The organism is Nocardia tengchongensis, assembly GCF_054781395.1.
Window position 1 is genome coordinate 574,537 of record NZ_BAAGUM010000001.1, and the last position, 22,004, is coordinate 596,540.

At 69.4% G+C, this 22,004-nt stretch carries 20 protein-coding genes and 1 rRNA gene; 3 read left to right on the top strand and 18 right to left on the bottom strand.

Annotated elements, in window-relative coordinates; translation table 11 throughout:
- Positions 1-29 precede the first annotated feature (29 nt).
- The 11 genes from der to steA form a co-directional block, all read right to left on the bottom strand.
- On the bottom strand, positions 30-1,445 hold the full coding sequence (der, locus tag ACYVKL_RS02700) for a ribosome biogenesis GTPase Der (protein ID WP_213554717.1): 1,416 nt from the start codon (positions 1,443-1,445) through the stop codon (positions 30-32).
- On the bottom strand, positions 1,442-2,110 hold the full coding sequence (gene cmk / locus ACYVKL_RS02705) for a (d)CMP kinase (protein WP_379173636.1): 669 nt from the start codon (positions 2,108-2,110) through the stop codon (positions 1,442-1,444). Before cmk ends, der begins: the two co-directional genes overlap by 4 nt.
- Positions 2,111-2,175: 65 nt before the next feature.
- Positions 2,176-2,991, bottom strand: a complete 816-nt coding sequence (locus ACYVKL_RS02710; protein ID WP_357201744.1) for a pseudouridine synthase — start codon at positions 2,989-2,991, stop codon at positions 2,176-2,178.
- A 729-nt stretch (positions 2,992-3,720) separates the two neighbouring features.
- On the bottom strand, positions 3,721-4,461 hold the full coding sequence (gene scpB / locus ACYVKL_RS02715; RefSeq protein ID WP_379173638.1) for an SMC-Scp complex subunit ScpB: 741 nt from the start codon (positions 4,459-4,461) through the stop codon (positions 3,721-3,723).
- A 239-nt stretch (positions 4,462-4,700) separates the two neighbouring features.
- On the bottom strand, positions 4,701-5,669 hold the full coding sequence (locus tag ACYVKL_RS02720) for a segregation and condensation protein A (RefSeq protein WP_379173603.1): 969 nt from the start codon (positions 5,667-5,669) through the stop codon (positions 4,701-4,703).
- A 53-nt stretch (positions 5,670-5,722) separates the two neighbouring features.
- Positions 5,723-6,619 carry a ParA family protein gene (locus ACYVKL_RS02725; protein WP_379173640.1) on the bottom strand — a complete coding sequence of 299 codons (897 nt, stop codon included), beginning with the start codon at positions 6,617-6,619 and terminating at the stop codon, positions 5,723-5,725.
- Between the two features lie 424 nt (positions 6,620-7,043).
- The gene (xerD, locus tag ACYVKL_RS02730) at positions 7,044-7,964 is read right to left on the bottom strand and encodes a site-specific tyrosine recombinase XerD (RefSeq protein WP_379173605.1); all 921 of its coding nucleotides are present in this window, start codon (positions 7,962-7,964) and stop codon (positions 7,044-7,046) included.
- A gap of 79 nt (positions 7,965-8,043) precedes the next feature.
- Positions 8,044-8,697 carry an NUDIX domain-containing protein gene (locus ACYVKL_RS02735; RefSeq protein ID WP_379173607.1) on the bottom strand — a complete coding sequence of 218 codons (654 nt, stop codon included), beginning with the start codon at positions 8,695-8,697 and terminating at the stop codon, positions 8,044-8,046.
- 170 nt (positions 8,698-8,867) lie between these two features.
- The gene (locus tag ACYVKL_RS02740; protein WP_357201753.1) at positions 8,868-10,595 is read right to left on the bottom strand and encodes a CTP synthase; all 1,728 of its coding nucleotides are present in this window, start codon (positions 10,593-10,595) and stop codon (positions 8,868-8,870) included.
- A 131-nt stretch (positions 10,596-10,726) separates the two neighbouring features.
- The gene (locus ACYVKL_RS02745; protein WP_379173609.1) at positions 10,727-11,647 is read right to left on the bottom strand and encodes a copper transporter; all 921 of its coding nucleotides are present in this window, start codon (positions 11,645-11,647) and stop codon (positions 10,727-10,729) included.
- Positions 11,648-11,657: 10 nt separating this feature from the next.
- The gene (steA, locus tag ACYVKL_RS02750) at positions 11,658-12,869 is read right to left on the bottom strand and encodes a putative cytokinetic ring protein SteA (RefSeq protein ID WP_379173611.1); all 1,212 of its coding nucleotides are present in this window, start codon (positions 12,867-12,869) and stop codon (positions 11,658-11,660) included.
- Positions 12,870-13,051: 182 nt separating this feature from the next.
- Between steA and ACYVKL_RS02755 the strand changes: the two genes are divergently transcribed.
- The gene (locus ACYVKL_RS02755; RefSeq protein ID WP_213554708.1) at positions 13,052-13,471 is read left to right on the top strand and encodes an SRPBCC family protein; all 420 of its coding nucleotides are present in this window, start codon (positions 13,052-13,054) and stop codon (positions 13,469-13,471) included.
- Positions 13,472-13,560: 89 nt separating this feature from the next.
- On the opposite strand, the gene recN is transcribed toward ACYVKL_RS02755, so the two are convergent.
- Genes recN through ACYVKL_RS02775 form a run of 4 tightly spaced genes read right to left on the bottom strand, consistent with a single transcriptional unit; the run spans position 13,561 to position 17,428 of the window.
- The gene (gene recN / locus ACYVKL_RS02760; protein WP_379173613.1) at positions 13,561-15,339 is read right to left on the bottom strand and encodes a DNA repair protein RecN; all 1,779 of its coding nucleotides are present in this window, start codon (positions 15,337-15,339) and stop codon (positions 13,561-13,563) included.
- Positions 15,317-16,282, bottom strand: coding sequence for an NAD kinase (locus ACYVKL_RS02765; RefSeq protein WP_379173615.1), 966 nt, complete (start codon positions 16,280-16,282; stop codon positions 15,317-15,319). The genes recN and ACYVKL_RS02765 overlap by 23 nt, the downstream gene beginning before the upstream one ends.
- The gene (locus ACYVKL_RS02770) at positions 16,279-17,169 is read right to left on the bottom strand and encodes a TlyA family RNA methyltransferase (RefSeq protein ID WP_379173617.1); all 891 of its coding nucleotides are present in this window, start codon (positions 17,167-17,169) and stop codon (positions 16,279-16,281) included. Before ACYVKL_RS02770 ends, ACYVKL_RS02765 begins: the two co-directional genes overlap by 4 nt.
- Position 17,170: 1 nt before the next feature.
- Positions 17,171-17,428 carry a hypothetical protein gene (locus ACYVKL_RS02775; RefSeq protein WP_213554704.1) on the bottom strand — a complete coding sequence of 86 codons (258 nt, stop codon included), beginning with the start codon at positions 17,426-17,428 and terminating at the stop codon, positions 17,171-17,173.
- A 194-nt stretch (positions 17,429-17,622) separates the two neighbouring features.
- On the opposite strand from ACYVKL_RS02775, the gene ACYVKL_RS02780 reads away from it, so the two are divergent.
- Positions 17,623-18,390 carry a class I SAM-dependent methyltransferase gene (locus ACYVKL_RS02780; RefSeq protein ID WP_379173619.1) on the top strand — a complete coding sequence of 256 codons (768 nt, stop codon included), beginning with the start codon at positions 17,623-17,625 and terminating at the stop codon, positions 18,388-18,390.
- Positions 18,391-18,414: 24 nt separating this feature from the next.
- Here ACYVKL_RS02780 and ACYVKL_RS02785 read toward each other — a convergent pair whose 3' ends face one another.
- Together ACYVKL_RS02785 and ACYVKL_RS02790 are read right to left on the bottom strand one after the other, a co-directional pair.
- Complete coding sequence (locus ACYVKL_RS02785) at positions 18,415-19,314, bottom strand: HAD-IIA family hydrolase (protein ID WP_379173642.1); 900 nt, start codon at positions 19,312-19,314, stop codon at positions 18,415-18,417.
- Between the two features lie 87 nt (positions 19,315-19,401).
- Positions 19,402-20,175: a hypothetical protein gene (locus ACYVKL_RS02790; RefSeq protein ID WP_379173621.1), complete on the bottom strand. Its 774-nt coding sequence runs from the start codon at positions 20,173-20,175 to the stop codon at positions 19,402-19,404.
- Between ACYVKL_RS02790 and ACYVKL_RS02795 the strand changes: the two genes are divergently transcribed.
- Positions 20,119-21,636, top strand: a complete 1,518-nt coding sequence (locus ACYVKL_RS02795) for a hypothetical protein (RefSeq protein WP_379173624.1) — start codon at positions 20,119-20,121, stop codon at positions 21,634-21,636. The genes ACYVKL_RS02790 and ACYVKL_RS02795 overlap by 57 nt on opposite strands.
- A 159-nt stretch (positions 21,637-21,795) precedes the next feature.
- Here ACYVKL_RS02795 and rrf read toward each other — a convergent pair.
- Positions 21,796-21,912: ribosomal RNA gene (gene rrf, locus ACYVKL_RS02800) — 5S ribosomal RNA — on the bottom strand.
- Between the last annotated feature and the right edge of the window lie 92 nt (positions 21,913-22,004).

A 22,004-nucleotide genomic window follows, 5' to 3' on the forward strand; every position in this document is an offset into this window, starting at 1 on the left:
CGTCGCCCGGGCCGATGCCGTGGATGGGCCTACTTCTTGCGGTCGCGCTTCTCGCGGACGCGGACGTTGACCCGGACCGGAGAGCCGTCGAAATTGAACTCCTCACGCAACTTTCGCTCGATGAAGCGGCGGTAACCCGCCTCGAGGAAGCCGGTGGTGAACAGCACGAACGTCGGCGGGCGGGTGGACGCCTGGGTGGCGAACAGGATGCGCGGCAGGCGGCCACCACGCATGGGCGGCGGCGTGGCGGCCACGACCTCCTTGAGCCAGTTGTTCAGGCGACCGGTGGAGATGCGCTTGTCCCACGACTCCAGGGCGGTTTCCATGGCGGGAACCAGCTTCTGGACGGCGCGACCGGTGTGCGCGGAGATGTTGACGCGCTGCGCCCAGCGCACCTGGACCATCTCGCGGTCGATCTCACGCTCGAGCATCTCGCGACGATCCTCGTCGACCAGATCCCACTTGTTGTAGGCGATCACCAGGGCGCGACCGGTCTCGGCCACCATGGAGATGACCCGCAGGTCCTGCTCGGTGACCGGCTCGGATGCATCGATCAGCATGACCGCCACCTCGGCGGCCTCGATGGCGCCCTTGGTGCGCAGCGAAGCGTAGAACTCGTGGCCCGAAGCATTGCTCACCTTGCGGCGCAAACCCGCGGTATCCACGAAACGCCAAGGCTTGCCGCCCAATTCGACCAGCGAGTCGACCGGGTCGACGGTGGTGCCGGCGACATTGTGGACCACCGACCGCTCCTCCCCGGCGAGCCGGTTCAGCAGCGACGACTTGCCCACGTTCGGCTTGCCGACCAGCGCCACGCGACGCGGACCGCCGGTGATACCCGTGCCCTCGCGGGGAGTTTCGGGCAGCTTCGCCAGGATCTCGTCCAGCAGATCACCGGTGCCGCGACCGTGCGCGGCCGAGATCATGTGCGGCTCACCGAGACCCATCGACCACAGCTCGGCGGCGTCGGCCTCGAGCTTCTGGTTGTCGACCTTGTTGGCGACCAGGATGACCGGAGTCTTGCTGCGCCGCAGCGTCTTCGCCACCGCCTCGTCGGCGGACGTCGCACCCGTGGTGACGTCCACCACCACGACGATCGCGTCGGCGGTGCTCATGGCGACCTCGGCCTGCCGGGCCACCGACTGCTGCAGACCCTTGGCGTCGGGCGACCAGCCGCCGGTGTCCTGCACCATGAAACGGCGACCCGCCCAGCTGGCCTCGTAGGAGATGCGGTCCCGGGTCACGCCCGGAATGTCCTCCACAACCGCCTCGCGGCGCCCCAGAATGCGGTTCACCAGCGTCGACTTGCCGACGTTGGGGCGGCCGACAATGGCCACCGTCGGGAGCGGAACGTGCTCGGCGTCCTGCTCGCCCTCGAATTCGGCGATATCCCAGTCGGTTTCGTCCGACCAGATCCCATCACCGGCGAAGGTGTCCTGCGTCACTGCGAGCCTCCCACCGAAATCCGTGCGGCCACCACGCGATACAGCTCGTCGATGACCTCGTCCTTGTTCAGATCGCTGGTGTCCACCAGCTCCGCGTCCTCGGCGGGACGCAGCGGCGACACCTTGCGCGTCGAGTCCAGGGTGTCGCGGCGCTGCACATCGGCCAGCACACCCGCGAAATCGTCACCCCGGCCCTCGGCGATGTTCTGTGCATTGCGGCGCGCGGCGCGCGCCTCCGCCGAAGCGGTCAGATAGATCTTCACGTCGGCCGCGGGCAGCACGGTGGTGCCGATATCCCGGCCCTCCACCACGATTCGCCCCGCCGCCGCGGTCAGCTCCCGCTGCAACGCCACCAGCTGCTCACGCACCTCGGGCACCGCCGACACCGCCGACACCGCCTGGGTGACCGCGTTGCCGCGGATCTCACCGGACACATCCTCACCGTCGAGCAGGATGACCTCCCGGCTCGGATCGGTGCCGATGGTCAACGGCAGTTCCTTCACCGCGATCGCGATGGCCGCCGCGTCGTCCAGGTCCACGCCGCTGCGCAGCACGCGCAACGTCGCCACCCGGTACATCGCGCCGGTGTCGAGGTAGCTGGCCTGCAGCCGGGTCGCGAGCATGCGCGACACACTCGACTTGCCGGTGCCCGACGGGCCGTCCATGGCGACGACCAGCCGCGCCGAACCGGTCAGCGCGCCGGTCGTATCGATCAGAGATCCCACACCGTTCACAACGACACCGCCTCGTAGAGCTTCCCGACCTCGTCCCGGCCCAGCACGCGCAGCGTGCCCGGTCGCTGATCACCGAGCGCGATCGGCCCGACGTGAGTACGCACCAGCGCGGTCACCGGGTGGCCGACCGCGTCCAGCAGGCGGCGCACGATGTGCTTGCGCCCCTCGTGCAGCACCACCTTCACCAGCGACTTGCCATTGCCGACCTCGAGCACCACGAACTTGTCCACCGAAGCGGGCCCGTCCTCGAGTTCGACGCCGTCACGCAGCTGCTTGCCGACCTCACGGTTGCGGACCTCACCGTTGACGGTGGCCAGGTAGGTCTTCGACACCTCGAACGACGGGTGCATGAGCCGGTGCGCGAGATCACCGTCATTGGTGAGCAGCAGCAGGCCCTCGGTGTCGGCGTCCAGGCGACCGACGTGGAACAGCCGCTGACCGGCCGCGACCCGCTCGGCGACGATATCGCCGACACACGGGCGGCCCATCTCGTCGGACATGGTCGACTGCCAGCCCTTGGGCTTGTTCAGCGCCAGGTACACCTGCTCGGCGCGAATCACCACGCGCACGCCGTCGACCCGCACCACCGCGGTCTCCGGATCGATGCGCAGACCCTGCTCGCGCACGATCTTGCCGTCCACCTCGATGCGCCCGGCATCGATCATGTCCTCGGCCACCCGGCGCGAGGCGACACCGGCCTTGGCGAGCACCTTCTGCAGGCGTTCACCCTCACCCCACGGCAGCTTCTTGGGAGCCCGCTCCTCGAGATCCACATGCTGGTGCCGGGCCGGCTTGGCATTGCTGATCAGCACGGGCGCGACGATCTTGCGCTCCGGCTTGGCGGTCTTCTTCTTGCCGGCCGTGGTCGGCGAGGTGTGCGGGGCCAGCGGGCGACCGCCGCCGATCCCGCGAGACTGGTTGCCGCGCGCGGAGTTACCCGCGCCGCCCTGGCCACCGAACCCGGAACCGCCGCGAGCGGGCGCGCCCCCGCGGGAACCGCTTGCGCCCCACTGGCTTTCGCCGCGCGGCGCGGCACCGCCACGGGAGCGGTCGGAGTCACGACCGTACGAACCGGCGCCACCGCGCGAACGGTCCGAATCACGACCGTACGAACCAGCGCCACCACGCGAGCGATCCGAATCACGGCCATACGAACCGGCGCCACCACGCGAGCGATCCGAATCACGACCGTACGAACCGGCACCACCACGCGAACGATCCGAATCACGACCGTACGAACCAGCGCCACCACGCGAACGATCCGAATCACGACCGTACGAACCGGCGCCGCCGCGGGAATCGCCGCGGGAATCGCCGCGGGAATCGCCGCGAGAGTTTCCGCCCCACGAGGGCGAGTCGCCGCGCGAGCCGCGCGACGTGGAGCCGCCACGGGCTCCGCCATAAGAATTGCCGCCGGCGGACCGATCATCTCCGGTCCGGCCTCGGGCGGCACGGGAACCGCCGCGAGGCGGTTCGCTGCCACGTTTCCTACGATCCGGTGTGCCATCTCGGCGAGCGGGTGTATTCACGTTGTCCTAATTTCAGTCTTCGGTGCCGAGGTCGATGTCCGCCACGGCCGGTTTCTTCAGCCTGGTGTACCGGGGATCGGTGTCCAGACTCTCGTTGATCTCGTCGATCAGGTCGACGCCCGGGAGCAGCGGGGCCAACGGCGGCAGATCCGCCAGTGACGCAAGCCCGATCCGTTCCAGGAACAGTTCGGTGGTGATGTACAGAGTGCCGTTGGTCTCCGGGTCCGCTCCGGCCTCCGCGATCAGCCCCCGCGCCAGCAGGGTCCTGATCACACCATCCACGTTCACACCGCGCACCGCACTCACGCGTGCTCGGGTAACCGGTTGACGGTACGCGATGACAGCCATGGTTTCCAAAGCAGCGCGGGTGAGCTTCGAACGTGCGCCGTCCAACAGCATACGTTCCACATAGGGGGCGAATTCCGTCCGCGTGTAGTAACGCCACCCGTCGCCGACGAACCTGAGATCCATGCCACTGCGCCGCGCGGTCAATTCCGCCGACATCTCCCGCAGCGCGGCCTCCACCCGGACCGGGTGATCCCGCAGCGCCGAGGCCAGCAGTTCGGTCGGCGCGGGCGCGTCCACCACCAGCAGCATCGCCTCGAGCGCAGACCGGAACTCCACCTCCGACAGCTCGTCTTCGTCGTCGAACTCCTGCGGGTCGACCGCCAAGGGAATCGGCGCGGGGGCCTCCCCGGTCTCGGCCGGCGCGGCGACTTCGGCTGCCGGCGCTGTGACTTCGCCGGCGGGCATTGTGACTTCGGACTCGGCCACTGTGATCTCGGACTCGAGCGGTGTGATCTCGGCCGCGTGCTCGGTGATTTCGGCGTCGCGCGCGGGCTCGGTGACCTCGGCGGCAGCCGCTCCGGCCGCCCGGGCCTTCGCCGCCGCGGCCGCCTCGGCCACGATCCGCTCGGCCAGGGTCGGCTGGGGCGCGGTCTCGCCGCCGGAGGGCGGGTTCTGCCCGGCGTCACCCACGTTCTGCACCTCGGTCACCCGTAGTCCTCTTCGATCGTTACCGGTTGTTCGGGTTGGTCCTCGAGCTCGCCGATCCAGCTGACCGACAGCGGGCCCAGCGGGTCGGGCTGGTCGAACTCGATGGTTTTGCCGCGATAGAGCTCGAGCAGCGCGAGGAAGCGGGCCACGATCTGGATCGGCAGCTCGCAGTCGGCGCAGAGTTCGTGGAAGGTCGTCCAGCCGCCCGCGCCCGCGCTCTTCAGCATCGCCATGACCAGCTCCGCCTGTTCGGCGATCGAGATGGCGTGGGCGTGGATGTGATCCAGGCCGACCCGCGGTCTCGGACGCGGCCGGAACACGGTGGCCGCGACCTCCGCGAAGCCCGCGGCGTCCACCCCCAGCGTAACCTCCGGCAACAGCGCCAGATACCGCTCCTCGAGCGACACCGCGCGCGGATACCGTTGCAGCGCCGCGGCCTCCAGCTCGCCCAGCAATTCCGCGACCTGCTTGAAGGCGCGGTATTGCAGCAGCCGCGCGAACAGCAGGTCGCGCGCCTCCAGCAATTCCAGGTCGTCCTCGTCGGACACCTCGCCCGAGGGCAGCAGTCGCGCCGCCTTCAGATCCAGCAGCGTGGCCGCGATCAGCAGGAACTCGGTGGTCTGATCGAGCACCTTGTCCGCGCGCAGGCCTTTCACCTCGGACAACCGCGCGGTGAGCGCCTTGGTGTGGGCGATGAATTCGTCGGTCACCTTGTGCAGCGCGATCTCGGTGACGTCCAGGCGGCGTGAGCTGATCAGTTGCAGCAGCAGGTCGAAGGGGCCCTCGAAGTTGGCCAGCTTCAAATGGAACTTGCCCGAACTATCCGACTTGTCCGCTGCCACAGGCTCGGCCACCGGACCGCCGGACCCGGCGATATCGGACACCACCGACGAACCGGGCGCGTCCGTGCCACCGGCCGCCACGCCCGCACCCGCGATATCCGCGACGACACCATCCTCGGACATGCTGAAATCCACGTCCGCCGGATCGTGCGCGGACGCCGAGTCGAGAGAATCGCTCAACGGCCCGACCGCTGGATTACTTCCCGGGCCATGGCCCGATAGGCTTCCGCGCCACCGGATTTCGGGGCCCAGGTGGTGATGGGCTCACCGGCGACGCTGGCGTCGGGGAAACGGACGGTCCGCGAGATCACCGTGTCGTACACGAGGTCGCCGAACACCTCGACCACACGCGTCATGACCTGACGTGAATGCAACAGGCGGGCATCGAACATGGTGACCACGATGCCGTACAGGGTCAGCTCCGGATTCAGCCGGTCCCGCACCTTCTCCACGGTGTCGTTGAGCAGGGCCAGCCCGCGCAGCGAGAAGTACTCGCATTCCATCGGGATGATGACGCCGTCGGCGCAGGCCAGGGCGTTCACGGTGAGCAGGCCCAGCGACGGCTGGCAGTCGATGAGGATGTAGTCGTAGCGGTTGCGCAGCGGCGCCAGGGCGCGGCCCAGGGTCTGCTCGCGGCCGACCTCGTTGACCAACTGGATCTCCGCCGCGGACAGGTCGATATTGCTGGGCAGCAGATCCATGCCCTCGACCTTGGTGCTCATCAGCACGTCGTCGGGATTGACCTTGCCGGGTCCGACGAGCAGGTTGTGCACGGTGACGTTCAGATCGTGGTGCGCCACACCGAGTCCCGCCGAGAGCGCGCCCTGCGGATCCAGATCGACCAGCAGCACCTTGCGCCCGTATTCGGCCAGCGCCGCACCGAGATTGATGGTCGAGGTGGTCTTGCCGACGCCGCCCTTCTGATTGCACATGGCGACGATCAGCGCCGGGCCGGTGTGATCGGGCTCGGGCGGCTCGGGGATCTCGCGCAGCGGGCGTCCGGTGGGACCGACCTGCTTGGCGTCGTGCACCACATCGGGTGCCTCCCACAGCGTTTGCGCGGCGGTTTCGATCCGCTGGCCCGCACCACCGGTAGTCGTCACGTCCGCTGCTCCTTCGACGTTCCTGCCCTTGCCCCGCCCACCGGTCTGCCGTAGACGACGCACCCGGCCGCGTGTGCGATCGGGTTCCTCCTAGACGCTACCGCCTGTTCGCGCGAGACCAACGTTCGGACACGCACCCTAAACCTGCACTTCAGACCCGGTACAGCCGCCCCAGCCGGGCCGAGGACCGGTCCGAGACGTCTCCTTTACTGTGGCACAGCAGGTTACGGGTTCAGGGTCATGTTCCGCGCCGGAAGCAACGGATAAACCGGAATCGGCGGAATTCGAGGATACGGGTGACGGCGCAACTGCGCCGCGCCCGGAGCGGCGGCGTCGGTTCCGGGACAGCTCCGCCCACGCGGGGTCCGCGCGAAACCCGCAGTGTCGCCTCCGCTCAGCGAGCGCGCGGATGTGCGGTCGCCCACACCTCGTGCAGGGTCCCGACGGTGACCAGGGTGTAGATCTGGGTCGTCGTCACCGAAGCATGGCCCAGGAGTTCCTGGACGACCCGGACGTCCGCGCCGCCGTCCAGGAGGTGGGTGGCGAAGGAGTGACGCAGGGTGTGGGGCGAGACCTGGGCGGCGATGCCGGCGCGCTCGGCGGCGGATTGCAGGACCTGCCAAGCGGTCTGGCGAGACAGGCGGCCGCCGCGATGGTTGAGGAACAGGGCGCCGTTGCCCTTGCCGCGGGCGGCCAGGGCGGAGCGGCCGCGAACCAAGTAATTGTCCAGAGCCGCCAGGGCGGGGCGGCCGATCGGGACCATGCGCTGCTTGCCGCCCTTGCCGCGCAGCACGACAGCGCGTTCGGTGACGTCGATGTCGTCCACATCAAGGCCGACCATTTCGGAGATGCGCGCACCGGTGGAGTACAGCAATTCCAGCAGCGCACGATCGCGCAATCCACGCGGACCGTCGGCGAGGTCGCCCCCGGACGCGTCGAGCAGGCGTGAAACCTGGTCGTAAGGAAGCGCTTTCGGCAGCCGGCGGGCGGGCGTGGGAGGTTTCACCGGATGCGCCACATCCGCGTCGGTGATCCCCTCGGCCGTCGCGAACCGATGCAGTCCGCGCACGGCGACCAGGGCCCGCGACGCCGACGAGGCGGCCAGGGCGGGATGGTCGGGATCCCCCGCCCGCAGCGAGATCATGTAGTCGGCGATGTCCGTCTCGGCCACGCGGGCAAGCGTTTCCACCCCGCGCCCGGACAGGAAGTGCTGGTACCGCCCCAGATCCCGCCGGTAGGCGCTGAGCGTGTTGCGCGCGGCGCCGCGCTCGACCGCCATGTGGTCGAGGTACGCGTCGATCTGCCGCTTCAGCACGGCTCACATCATTGCAGCAGCCACCGACGAACTCTCCCAGCCGAACCCGGGCGAACAGAACAAGTTTCCCGATCGGGACCTACTCCGAGGTCCCCCGCGCCTTGCGGTCCAGGAAGGCCGTCGGCATGCCCGGCCACGGCGCGTCGGCGGGCCGCAACTGCGCACCGGTGGCGCGCGCGGTCATCAGCGCGGTGACGCCGGCGACCGCGGTGGCATTGGTGATCTCACCGGCCAGCGCGGCTTGCACGGCCTCGGGCAAGGGCATGCGCAGCAGCTGGAGGTCGGCTTCCTCCATTTCCGGGTCAGGCCGGTCGGTTTCGTAGAGTCCGGTCGCGAGATAGACCCGCAGCGCCTCGTCGGTGAACCCCGGCGACAGCGCCACGTCCACCAGCACCGCCCACTCCCGCGCCGCCAGCCCCGTCTCCTCGGCCAACTCCCGCTTGGCCGCCTCCAGGGGATCCTCCCCCTGCTTGTCCAGCAAGCCCGCCGGCAACTCCAGCAGCCGCCGCCCGATCGGATGCCGATACTGATTGATCAGCACCAGATTCTCGTCCTCGTCCAGCGCCGCCACCGCGACCGCCGCGTGGTGCTCGATCACCTCCCGCTCCGCCACCTTCCCGCCGGGCATGACCACCTGGTCGAGCCGCAGCGCCAGAATCGCCCCCGAATACACGGTGCGACTGGACAGAACATCGAATTCGTGTGAACCGGGAACCGGACCGGAGGACGTCATCTCAGAACCGTAGCGCGAATCGCGGTGCCGCCAGGAAACACCCGACCCGCCACCCCCGCCACCGTGGTGCACGCCACGCCCGCATGCCCCGGCACCCGGGCCGGAAATGCGAAACCGCCCGGCGCGCTGCGGCGCTCGGGCGGTTTCGGGCATTCAGCCTCGGCGAAGGGCTACTTGGAGACCTTCTCGGCTTCCGGGGCGGGCGCCTCGGCCGCGATCTCGACCGGGAGGCGTTCGGCGGCCTTGTAATTCAGTGCCGCGGAGATGAGCGCCGCGAACAGCGGGTGCGGGCGCGTCGGACGGGACTTGAGCTCCGGGTGCGCCTGGGTGGCGACCAGGAACGGGTGCTGCTCCTTCGGGTACTCCACGAACTCCACCAGGTGGCCGTTCGGGGAGGTGCCGCTGAACTTCAGGCCGCTCTTGGCGATCTTGTCGCGGTAGGTGTTGTTGACCTCGTAGCGGTGCCGGTGCCGCTCGGAGACCTCGGTCTCACCGTAGGCCTGCGCGACCAGCGAATCCTTCTGCAGCACAGCCGGATAGGCGCCCAGGCGCATGGTGCCGCCCAGGTCGGCCTCGCCGGCCACGATCTGCTCCTGATCCGCCATGGTGGAGATGACCGGGAACTTGGTGTCGGGCTCGAACTCCGCGGAGTTGGCGTCCTTCATGCCGACCGAGCGCGCCGCCTCGATGACCACGCACTGCAGGCCCAGGCACAGGCCCAGCAGCGGGATCTTGTGGTCGCGGGCGTAGCGGATGGCGCCGACCTTGCCCTCGATGCCGCGGATGCCGAAGCCGCCGGGGATCAGGATGCCGTCGACGTCGGCCAGGTGCGAGCGCGCACCGGCTTCGGTCTCGCACTCGTCGGACTGCACCCAGCGGATGTTGACCTTGGCCCGCGCGGCGAAACCGCCCGCGCGCAGCGCCTCGGTGACCGACAGGTAGGCGTCGGGCAGGTCCACGTACTTGCCGACCAGCGCGACGGTGACCTCTTCGCGCGGGTTGTGCACGCGATCCAGCAGATCGCCCCAGACCGTCCAGTCCACGTCGCGGAAGGGCAGCCCGAGCTTGCGGACGACGTAGGCGTCCAAGCCCTCCCGGTGCAGCACCTTCGGAATGTCGTAGATCGACGGCGCGTCCGGCGTCGAGATGCAGGCGTCCACATCCACGTCGCACATCAGCGCGATCTTGTTCTTGAGCGGCTGCGGCACATCGCGGTCGCAGCGCAGGATCAGCGCGTCGGGCTGGATACCGATATTGCGCAGCGCCGCCACCGAGTGCTGGGTCGGCTTGGTCTTGAGCTCGCCCGAGGGACCCAGGTAGGGCACCAGCGTGACGTGCAGGAAGAAGCAGTTGTCGCGGCCCACCTCGTGGCGGATCTGACGCGCCGCCTCGAGGAACGGCTGCGACTCGATATCGCCGACGGTGCCACCGATCTCGGTGATCACCACGTCCGGGGCCTGCCCGTGCAGATCGGGACCGGTCATCGCGAGGATGCGGCTCTTGATCTCGTCGGTGATGTGCGGGATCACCTGCACGGTGTCGCCGAGGTACTCACCGCGGCGTTCCTTGGCGATCACCTTCGAGTACACCTGGCCGGTGGTGACATTGGCGTCCCCGGACAGATCGCGGTCCAGGAACCGCTCGTAGTGGCCGACGTCGAGGTCCGTCTCAGCGCCGTCCTCGGTCACGAACACCTCACCGTGCTGGAAAGGGTTCATGGTGCCGGGATCGACGTTCAGGTACGGATCCAGCTTCTGCATCGTGACGCGCAAACCGCGCGACGTAAGCAGTTGACCGAGGCTGGAGGCGGTCAAACCCTTACCGAGTGAAGAGGCGACACCGCCGCTGACGAAGATGTGTTTCGTGGCCGCGCGCGCCGGAATCCGTGAATTACCCACGGGTCTTCACGGTAACACGTCTTGCGGATGCCGATCGCATGCCACGCACGTCTGTTGCCCGCGAACGACGCGATTCCGCGTGTCGCGGGCAACCTTTCCGGTGCTGGGCGTTGGCTTTCCGTTCATCGGACTCAGTGCGGCATGGCCGCGACTGTGAGCGAGGTCGCCTTCGCTCCGGTGCCGTAACGACCGGTACCACCGTTCAGCTGCTCGGTGAGCCCGAGCACGGTGGTGATCCGCCCGATCTCGCGGTCGGCGTTGTCGACGGTGGTGACGGCGGCCAGTCCGCCCTCGGAGCGGGCCACCGCGATCGCGCCCGGCCCGTCGGCGGCCCCGTAGCGACCCGCCAGCACCACGCCCGCGCTGTGCGAGCGCAGCCCGCCGGCGAATCGGGCGATGATGGTGCCCCGGTTGTTCTCCTCGGCCCGCGCGCCGTCCCCGGTGACCACCACAGCCAGCTGGGCGGGTTGCACGTCGGAGAAGGTCAGGAAGCCGCCGCCGCGCAGCGTCTCCAGGGCCAGGGCGCGTTCCTGCTGGGTGCCGCGCGACTGGCCGGTGCCGGGATCGGTGAGCAGCACCTGGCCGAGCAGGTCGCCCGCGAGGCTGCCCTGATCGACGGCGTCGGCCTTGAGCTTTGCGCCCGCGGGAACCATGTTCACCAGCGCGGTGCGCAGCCGATCGCCTTCGGAGGAGTCGGTGAAGGCGCCGCTGAGGCCGACCCGGCCGGTGACCGCGGCCCCTGCGGTGGTGAGCGCCGCGCTGATGGCGTCGACGTCGGCGCTGTCGGCGTCGGGAGTGGTGAAGATCAGTACCGAACGGTTGGCCAGAGCACCGGTCAGCAGCTTGCCCGCCGCACCGGACAGGAAGGCGTCCGCCGCCTTCACCTGCTCGGTCAGCCGGCCGTTCTCGGCCCGCAGGTCACCGACCTGCTGCCGATCGCCCGTGCCGGAGAACAACCCGTCGCCTTGCGTACGGGTGCCCAGCACCACGCCCACCGCCAGGGCCAGAAATACCGCGGCGATCGAAATCGCGTGATGGCGAAAGGAAATCATCGGTCCCCTACTACTTTTGCCGGTCCAATAGCCGCTCGCCGAAGTGCCAGCCGCGATCCCAGGTGTGCGAAACCCAGGTCAGCGCCTCGCCACCCATGTGCGTGGCCAGCACCGCGACCACCAGCGCCACCAGCGCGGCCAGCACCACCAACGCGACCGCCCACCCGGAACCCCGGTGCCGGTACAACGAGGCCACGGCCTTCGCGTCCATCAGCTTGGTGCCCATCTTGAGACGGGTCAGGAAGGTCGCCGGATTCGAATCGCGGCGGCCGCGGTCGAAGAAGTCGTCCAGCGAGGCCGCCGCGCCGACGGTCACGATCAGCGACGCGCCGTGATGGTCGGCCAGCAGCAGCGCCAGATCCGCGGGCGCGCCCGAAGACGGGAAGGTGGTCGCGCCGATGCCCAGATCCTGGATGCGCTCCAAACCCTTGGCGTGGCCGTCGGTGTCGGCCGGCAGGATCACCTCGGCGCCGGACTTGAGCGTGGTCGCGGTGATCTCCTCGGGATCGCCGACGATCAGATCGGGGCGGTAACCGTGGCGGGTCAGGGTGTCCGCGCCGCGGCCGACGCCGATCAGGATCGGGGCGTACTCCTTGATGAACGGCTTGATGCGCTTGAGGTCGTCGGCGTGCTCGGGACCGTCGGCCACCACCACGACGTGCCGCTTCTTCATGTCGACTTCGACATCCGGCACGCCGATTCCGTCGATGAGCAAGGAGGACTCGGTGCGGATGAACTCTATGGTGTTGCCGGAGAAGGCTTCCAGGTGGTCGGCGAGCCCGTTGCGGGCCTCGACCATCCGCTCGGCGATGGTCGCCTCGGTAAGTTCGATGCCCTCGACGAGCGCCTCGGGCTCCTTCTTGGCGAGCTTGTCCGCGTAGACGACCCCACCCTCGACGCGCACCCGCGCGCCGTCCTTGATCTTCTTGAACACGTCCGAGCTGAGCGCGTCCAGCAACTGAATGCCGTTGGCCACCAGCACTTCCGGACCCAGGTTCGGGTACCGGCCCGAGATCGAGGGCGAGGCGTTGACCACCACCGCCACCTGGGCTTCGACCAGCCGGTCGGCGGTGAGCCGATCCAGGTCCATCTCGTCGAGGACGACCACGTCCCCCGGGCCCACGCGCTGCAGCAAACGCCTGGTATTTCGGTCCACCCGGGCCATCCCGGTCAGACCCGGCAGCGTTTCGGTATTGCGCGACAGCAGGCCCATCATCTTCATAGCGACCGATGATCACCCCAAAGTCTCAACCAATGATGGAGGCGCGCCGGTCAGCCTCGACATTCGATCGCCGAGATGTTGCTCGAGACCCGGTCGGGCCGGGGTACCCGATGCACGGCTATCTTCTTACCGGCCAGTAAGGATATGCTCCGTGCACCGGCACGAAAGGAGACAATGCCGTCATGGCCAGCACCACGGTCGACACCGTCATTCCCGCCCCCCGCGACGTCGTCTACAAATTCTTCTCCGAGCGCGACAGCCTCAATCCCTTTCTGCCCATCAAGATCTCGCTGAAGAAGCCCGGCATCGGCAGCCCGTCCGGCGTCGGCGCCCAGTACCAGCTCGGCATCGCGGGCATCGGCCCCACCGAGGAGACCACCGAACTCGTCCCCGGCGAGCGCATGGTCTACCGCGTCATCGCCGGCGCCCCGGTCAAGCGCCACGTCGGCACCATCGCCTTCTCCGACGCCCCCGGCGGCACCCGGGTCGTCTACACCATGGAGTCCGAGCCCAGCCTCCCGCTTCCGGACCAGATCCTGGAGCCCGGGCTGCGCGCTCTGACCAACGCCCTCATCGGCGGCGTGCGCAAGGCAGTCAAGTAGGACGCCTTTTCGGCATCGGCGCGTCAGCGCCAGAAAAGAACCGGCCGGACCCCTGAAGGGTCCGGCCGGTTGCTGTCTCGGGGTAGGGGCTACTCGCCGACGGCCGCGCCGACCTTCTCGGAGTGCGCGGTGGTCAGCAGTTCCCACGCATGCGCGCGACCGGTCTCGGTGTCGCCCATGCCCGCCAGCATGCGAGCCAGTTCGACCACCCGTTCGTCCTGGGTCAGCGCCTTGACACCGGACTTCACGGCCTGGCCGTCATCGAGCTTGTCGACCACCAGGTGGGTGTCGGCGAAGGCCGCCACCTGCGGCAGGTGGGTCACGACGATGACCTGGTGGGTGCGGGCCAACTGCGCCAGGCGCCGGCCGATCTCGACCGCGGCGCGACCACCGACACCGGCGTCGACCTCGTCGAAGACCATGGTGGTGCCGTGCTCGGAACTGGCCAGCACCACTTCCAGCGCCAGCATGATGCGCGAGAGCTCACCACCGGAAGCACTACGGCTCAACGGCAGCGGATGCGCGCCGGAGTGCGCGGCCAACCGGAACTCCACCTCGTCGACACCGGTCGACCCGGCGTGCAGCTCCTTGCCGTCGATGACCAGCGGCGCCGAATCCTGCACGCCCGCCAGGATCGGACCGACGCCGACCTCGAGCCGGGCGCGGCCCATGGCCAGGCCGCCCAGTTCGGTGCTCACGGCGGCGGCCAGCTTCCCGGCCGCCTTGCCGCGCGCGGTGGTCAGCTTGCGAGCGGTCTCACGCACCTTCTCCGCGGCGGTCTCGACCTCCGCGCCCAGGGCGGCCAGCGCCTCCTCGGACACGTCCAGCGACGACAGCCGGGTGCGCGCCTCATCGGCCCACTTGATGACCCCGTCGATATCGGGCGCGTACTTGCGGGTCAGCGTCTTCAACTCGGCCTGGCGGGTCAGCATGGACTCCAGCGCACCCGGATCCGACGGCAGATCCGACAGGTAGGAGCTGAGCTCGGTGGTCAGATCCACCACTACCGAAATCGCCTCGCCCAGACGGGGAGCCAGCATGGACAGCTTCGTATCGTCGGAGGATTCGATGCGGGCCCGCGCGGTGCCCAGCAGATCCAGCGCGCCGGACCCCTCACCCGGCGAGTCCGCGGGACCGGCCAGCGCGTCGTGCGCGATGGACGCCGCCTCACGCAGGGAGTCCAGATCCGAGAGCCGTCGCACCTCACCGACGAGATGCTCGTCCTCGCCGGGTTCGGGTGCGATGGCGTCGATCTCGGCCAGCGACTGGGTCAGATGATCGGCTTCCAGCGCCAGTTCCCGGCTGCGGGCGGTCCGCTCCAGCAGCTGATTGCGCTTGTCCAGCCACGCCTTTCGCGCCTTCTGATACTTGGCCAGCAGTGGCGCGACGGTGTCGGAGGCGAACTGGTCCAGCGCGTGCAACTGCTGGTCCGGGCGCTGCAACCGCAGCTGATCGTTCTGGCCGTGCACGGTCAGCAGCGGACCGGTGAAATCGGAGAGCACCGAGGCGGGCACCGAACGGCCACCCAGGTGCGCGCGCGAGCGACCGTCGCTGCCGACGGTGCGGACGGCGATGATGCTGCCGTCGTCATCGCGTTCGGCCCCGGTGGATTCGAGCACTTCCTCGACCTCGCCGAGCGCGCCGTCGTGCACGTCGTCGACGGTGAAGCGACCTTCCACCACGGCCCGCGACGCCCCGAGACGCACCCGGCCGGCGTCGGCGCGGGCGCCGCTGAGCAGATGCAGGCTCGTCACCACCATCGTCTTGCCGGCACCGGTCTCACCGGTCAAGACGGTCAAACCTTCGTGGAATTGCGCGGTGGCGGTGGAAATTACGCCCAGCCCGTCAATCCTGATCTCTGTCAGCACTCGTGCTCTCCGTTCGGCGTCGCCCCCGCCAGCCTGTCACGGGCAACTGGAATTTGCGCACCATTCGATCGGCGAACGGCGCGGAGTCGAGCCGGACCCAGCGCACCGGTTCGGTCCCGCGGACCGTCTCGACGCGGCCGCCGCGCGGCAGGGCGAGGGTGCGCCGGCCGTCGAGGAAGACGATCGCGTCGTGTCCCGTCGCCACGGTTTCCACTGCGATCAGCGAATCGGGGCTGGTCACCAGGGGTCGCGCGAACAGGGCGTGGGCATTGGACGGAATCACCAGCAGCGCTTCGAGTTCCGGCCACACCACCGGACCGCCGGCCGAGAAGGCGTAGGCGGTGGACCCGGTCGGAGTGGCGATCAACACACCGTCGCAGCCGAACGCCGACACCGGGCGGCCGTCGACCTCGAGCACTACTTCCAGCACGCCCATGCGGGCCGCGTTCTCGATGCTGGCCTCGTTCAACGCCCAGCCGCGCTCGACCACGGTGTCGTCGACGCGCACCGAGACGTCGATGGTCATCCGTTCCTCGACGGTGTAGTCGCGCCGCACCACCTGCGACAGCGCCTCGTCCAGGTGCTCGGCCTCGGCCTCGGTGAGAAAACCGATGCGGCCCAGATTGATTCCCAGCACCGGCACCGACGCGGCGCGCGCCAGTTCGGCCGCGCGCAGGAAGGTGCCGTCGCCGCCGAGCGCGAGCACCATCTCGGTGCCGACCGCGGCCACCAGATCGTGGGTCATCACCCGCATCGGGTATCCGTCGGCCGCGCCCTCCTCGTCGGTGTCGAACCGAGTGCTGTAGGCCTCGTCCTCGAGCACCCGCAGCCCGATCCCGGCGCCGCACAGGATCTTCGCGACCCGATGCGCGGTATCGGTGATCTCCGGCCGTCCGGGATGCGCGACCAGCAGTACTTCTCTGGCCGGGCTAGCCGCGTTCACTGTGGACCCTCCTGCACCGCACGCTCGATCAGCGCCGCCACACGCGCCGCCTCGTCAGCATCGTAGGCGGCCCCACCGACGTCCGCGCCGTCACCGGGCGCCACGGCCGTGCCGTCACCCGCCCCGATCGGCTCGGACTCCTTGCGTAGCCACAGGAAATACTCGACGTTTCCCGACGGTCCGGGCAGCGGGCTGGCCGTCACGCCGCGGGTCCGCAAACCGAGTCGCGCTGCCGCGGCGGCGACTTCACGCACCGCCTCGGCCCGCAGCGCCGGATCCCGCACCACGCCACCGGAACCCACCCGGTCCTTGCCCACCTCGAACTGCGGCTTCACCATGGGCAGCAGATCCGCGCCCGGGGCCGCGCAGGCGGCCAGCGCGGGCAATACCAGGGCCAGGGAGATGAACGACAGGTCGGTGACCACCAGATCGACCGTGCCGCCGATGAGTTCGGGCGTCAGCTGCCGCACATTGGTGCGGTCGTGCACCTGGACCCGGTCATCGTTCTGCAGCCGCCAGATCAGCTGGCCGTACCCGACATCGGCGGCCACCACTTCTTTCGCGCCCTTCGACAGCAGCACATCGGTGAAACCGCCGGTGGACGCGCCGGCGTCCAGGCAGCGCTTGCCGTCCACCGACACGCCCTGCGGCTCGAACGCCGCGAGCGCGCCCAGCAGCTTGTGCGCGCCCCGCGAGGCCCACTGCACCTCGTCGGGCTGCTCCCGTACCAGCAGCGGCGTCGCGGTCTCGACACCCGTGGCCGCCTTGGTGGCGACCGAACCATTGATCAGGACGCGGCCCGCGTTGATCAGCTCGACCGCGTGTTCCCGCGACCGCGCCAATCCGCGGCGAACCAGTTCCGCGTCCACTCGTGCGCGCCTGGCCACCTCAGATCTTGTCCACCGTGGCCAGCGCCTGCACCAGCACCTCGTGCGCCTGCTCCAGAATCTTGGCTCGCCGCACGATGTCGGTGCCCTCCGAGTGCACGCTCGGCGCGCCCGGGAAGCCCGGATTCGGCGCGCCCGCCGACAATTCGGCCAGCAGCGCGTCCACCTCGACCTTGACCCGATCCGGGTCGGCGAACTCCTGATTCGCGCCCGCCAGATGCTGCCCGGGCAGCGGCGCCCCGGGGCGGGGCCCCGGCATCCCGGGGTGGGATCCTGGCGTGCCGGAGTGAGGTCCCGGCGCGGGAATCTGCGGGCGAGGCGTGGGCGTAGTCATCGTGGCGATAACGCTACCCGAACCCGCATTCGAACACACGTACCCCGCCGCATCCCGAATCCGCCCGCCGACCGGGGCACCGGCGTTGCACCGAAATCCCGTTGCAGGCCCCTGACAGGATGGGGCGAGTGGACAGCGACTTCGAGCGGCTGATCGCCGAGGCCGACGCCGCACCGGTAACCGGGTGGAACTTCGCATGGCTCGACGGGCGCGCCCGCGAACAGCGGCCGTCATGGGGATATCAGCGGCGGCAGGCGGCCCGATTGGCCACCGCGCGGGCCGCCCTCGACATCCAGACCGGCGGCGGCGAGGTGCTCGCCGAGGCCGCGACCTTCCCGCCGACCATGGCCGCCACCGAATCGTGGCCGCCGAATCTGGCCGAGGCGACACGGCTGCTGCATCCGCGCGGCGTGGTGGTGGTCGCCGATCCCGACGAACCGCCGCTGCCGTTCGCCGACGCCGCCTTCGACCTGGTGACCAGCCGGCATCCGGCCACCGTCTGGTGGAGTGAGATCGCTCGGGTGCTCGAACCCGGCGGCACCTACTTCGCGCAGCATGTCGGGCCGGCCAGCGTGTTCGAGCTCGTCGAATACTTCCTGGGACCACAGCCCGCGGCCCGCCGCGAACGCGACCCGGACACCGAGGCCGCCGCCGCGCGCGCCGCCGGGCTGGAGATCGTGCAGGCGCGGCCGGAACGACTTCGCGTGGAGTTCGACGACATCGGCGCGGTGGTGTACTTCCTGCGCAAGGTCATCTGGATGGTGCCCGGATTCACCGTTGCCGGATACCGGGACCGCCTCGGCGACCTGCACCGGCAGATCGTCGAGTACGGCCCGTTCGTCGCTTACTCGGCCCGCACCCTGTTCGAAGCGCGAAAACCGTTGTGAGCCTTCACACCTAGCGAGGTCAGGTTACGCAGGTACCGACCGGACAGCGATGGCGCGACCGGGGGCCTTGGCCAGGGCCGCCGCGATCGTGTCGGCGATGTCGCCCTCACCCGGCACGATCGGGTCCAGGTCGGCCACCGGATGGTTCAGGGCGTCAAGGGATTCGGCGATGTAGGTCGGCATCCGGTCGGCCGGCTGGGAGCGCAGGTCCGCGAGGGTGCTCACGCCGGTGAGCACCATGAACGACTCCAGGCCGGTGGCGTGCGCACCGTCGATATCGGTGTCGAGGCGATCGCCGACCACCAGGGCGTCGCGGGTGCGCGCCCGCTCCAGCGCGTCCTCCATCAGCGGCGCATAGGGTTTGCCCGCCACGATCGGTTCCAGACCCGACGCGTGCCGCAGCGCGGCGACCATCGACCCGTTGCCCGGGGCCAGGCCGCGCTCGGTGGGGAGCGTGGCGTCGGTATTGGCCGCCACCCACAGCGCGCCCGAGCGCAGCGCATAGGCGGCCTCGGCCAGATCCGGCCAGCCGGTCTGCGGCGAATGTCCCTGCACGACAGCGCTCGGCAGCGCGCCGTCGAAACGGCGGATCGCCTGCAGGCCCACGTTCTCCACCTCCGACATCAGGTCGTCGGTGCCGACCACGAGCACGGTGGAGCCCGCCGGGATCCGCTGCGCCAACAGCCGCGCGGCCGCCTGCGCGCTGGTCACCACCTCGTCCTCGTGGGCGTCGAAGCCCAACTCCCGCAGATGCAGCGCCACCGCGTCGGCCGAACGGCTCGCATTGTTGGTGACGTACATCCGCCGCTGCGCATCCCCCGCCGACAACGCTTCCGGCGCACCGGGAATCCGCTCGTGGCCGCGGAACAGCGTCCCGTCCAGATCCAGTAGCAAGGCCTCGAACCGGTCCCGCAGTCGCATAATGCCGTCCCTCTCGCTGATCACAGATACAGAAACGACCGTGCGGCTGCGCTGTTGCGCGGCCGCACGGTCGAGTTCACTTGCCGGTCCTCAGTTCTCGGAGCCCTCGGCGGGCTTGTCGGACTTCTCCGGTCCATCGTCTTCGGAATCCTGCTCCGCCGCAGGGGAATCCGACTCATCCTCGGCGGCTTCGCCGTCTTCGTCCTCGTCGTCGTCGAAGGCCGCGGTCCAGTCCGCGCCCTCACCGTCGCCGTGGCCGGACAGTTCGGCGGCGCGCTCCTCGGCGTCGGTCTCCCCGTCGAGGTCCGCGGAGGCCGCGTTCATGAACCAGGTCAGCGCCTCGTCCCCACGATCGGCGGCCAGCAGGGCCTCGGCGTAGGCGTAGAACAGGCGAGCGGCGGCCGAACCGGTCCGCGCCGGATCCAGCTCGGCGGTCTGCAGCGTCACCACGGCCTGATCGAACTGACCCAGGTCCATACGCGCGCCGGCGACCACGATGCGCAGCTCGGTGGCCTCGTCGCCCTGCAGGGCCCGCGCCTCGTCACTGCGACCCAGCTCGATGGCCCGCTCGGGACGGCCCAGTCCGCGCTCACAGTCGGCCATGACGGCCAGCAGACCCGAACCACCCGACATCCGTCGCGCGGTCCGCAGCTCCGAGAGCGCCTCGGCCCACTCACCGGCGTGATAGGCCGCGACACCGGCGGTCTCGCGCACCACCGCGATCCGCCCGGCCCGCTGCCGCGCTGCACGAGCGTGCTCCAGCGCCAGCTCCGGATCCTCGTCCAGCAGCTGCGCCACCATCACCAGGTGCCGGGCCACCGACTCGGCATTGCTCTTGTCCAGGCTCAGCAGATCGCGACGCACCGCGGGCTCGAGATCGGAGGCCTGCACGTCGTCCGGCAGACCCGGTTCGTCGGGACGACCCGACCGCCGCTCCCCCGGCCGGCCGCCACCGGCCCGCGCGCCCTCGCCGCCCCGGCGACGATCCTGACCGCCGTCGAACGACCGCTCGGCCGCGCCGTTGCCGGTCTGCTCGAAATCCTTGTCCTCGCTCGGCTTCTCACCACCGGTCGCGTCGACCGCGTCACGCGCGAAGCTCTTCTTCTCCTCGCGGGGACCCCGATCACGATCGAATCCCTTTCCGCCGCCACGGTTCTCGCCGCCGCGGTTGAACCCGCCCTCACGACGGTCACCGCGGTCACCACGGTCGAATCCGCCTTCACGACGCTCGCCGCGGTCGCGGTTGAAGCCACCCTCGCGGCGATCCCCGCCGGCACGGTTGAAGCCGCCTTCACGACGCTCGCCACCGCCGCGGTTGAAACCACCCTCACGACGGTCGCCGCCACGGTCGAAACCACCCTCGCGACGGTCCCCGCCGGCACGGTTGTAGCCACCCTCACGACGCTCGCCACCGCGATCGAAACCACCCTCACGGCGGTCGCCACTCCGGTTGAAACCGCCCTCACGACGGTCACCACGATCGCGGTTGAAACCGCCCTCGCGACGATCACCGCCACCGGCACGGTTGTAGCCGCCTTCACGACGGTCACCGCCGCCGCCACGGTTGAAGCCACCTTCACGGCGCTCGCCGCCGCGGTCGAAGCCACCCTCGCGGCGGTCACCGCCACGGTTGAAACCACCCTCACGACGGTCACTGTCACCGCCACGGTTGAAGCCGCCCTCGCGACGATCTCCGCCGCGGTTGAACCCGCCCTCGCGGCGCTCGCCACCGCGGTTGAAACCGCCTTCGCGACGGTCCCCGCCGGCACGGTTGTAGCCACCCTCACGACGGTCACTGTCACCGCCACGGTTGAAGCCGCCTTCGCGACGGTCGCCACCACCCCGGTTGAAACCGCCTTCACGACGGTCACCACCGGCACGGTTGTAGCCACCCTCGCGGCGCTCGCCACCGCCACGGTTGAAACCGCCCTCGCGGCGCTCACCACCGCCGCGGTTGAAACCACCGTCGCGGTGGCCGCGGTCGTAACCGCCTCGGCCGCCGCCGTCACGATCGGAGCCGGTCCGGCCCTCGCCCCGATAGCCGCCGCGATCGCGGTCGCCCTCGGAGCGGTTGAAACCGCCACGCTCATTGTCCTTGCCGCGGTTGAAACCGCCGCCACCGCTGCCGCCGCGGTTGAAGCCGCCCTCACGGCCGCCGCCACCCTCGCGACGCGGACCACCGCCGTACGACGGCCGGCCCTGGTCGCGGCGGTCGCCGTCCTCGCGTCGACCGTAGCCGCCCTGTCCGGTTCCACCATTACTGCGGCGGAAGGGTTTGCGGCCGTCGTTCTGCTCCGCCACGGTGATCCCTCTCTGTTCTTGTAGCCTGCGGGTGTACCCGGCCACGGCGCTCGCGCGCGTGAGGAGGGCCGGTGGGCGATCCACCTACCCTGAATTCAATCACGCGCCCTCGAGCGTCCTCGCAGCACAGGTGCTGAAACGACGAAAGGGGACCCAGTGTTGGGTCCCCTTTCGCGAAGGATGTTCCGGCGGTGTCCTACTCTCCCACACCCTGTCGAGTGCAGTACCATCGGCGCAGGTGGCCTTAGCTTCCGGGTTCGGAATGGGACCGGGCGTTTCCCCACCGCTATAGCCGCCGTAACTCTATGAAACTGTCACACAGAGAGCCCCAAACCCCAAGAGGTTCAAGTCTTCTCAGTGATCTGTGTGTTGTTTCAGATACTGCACAGTGG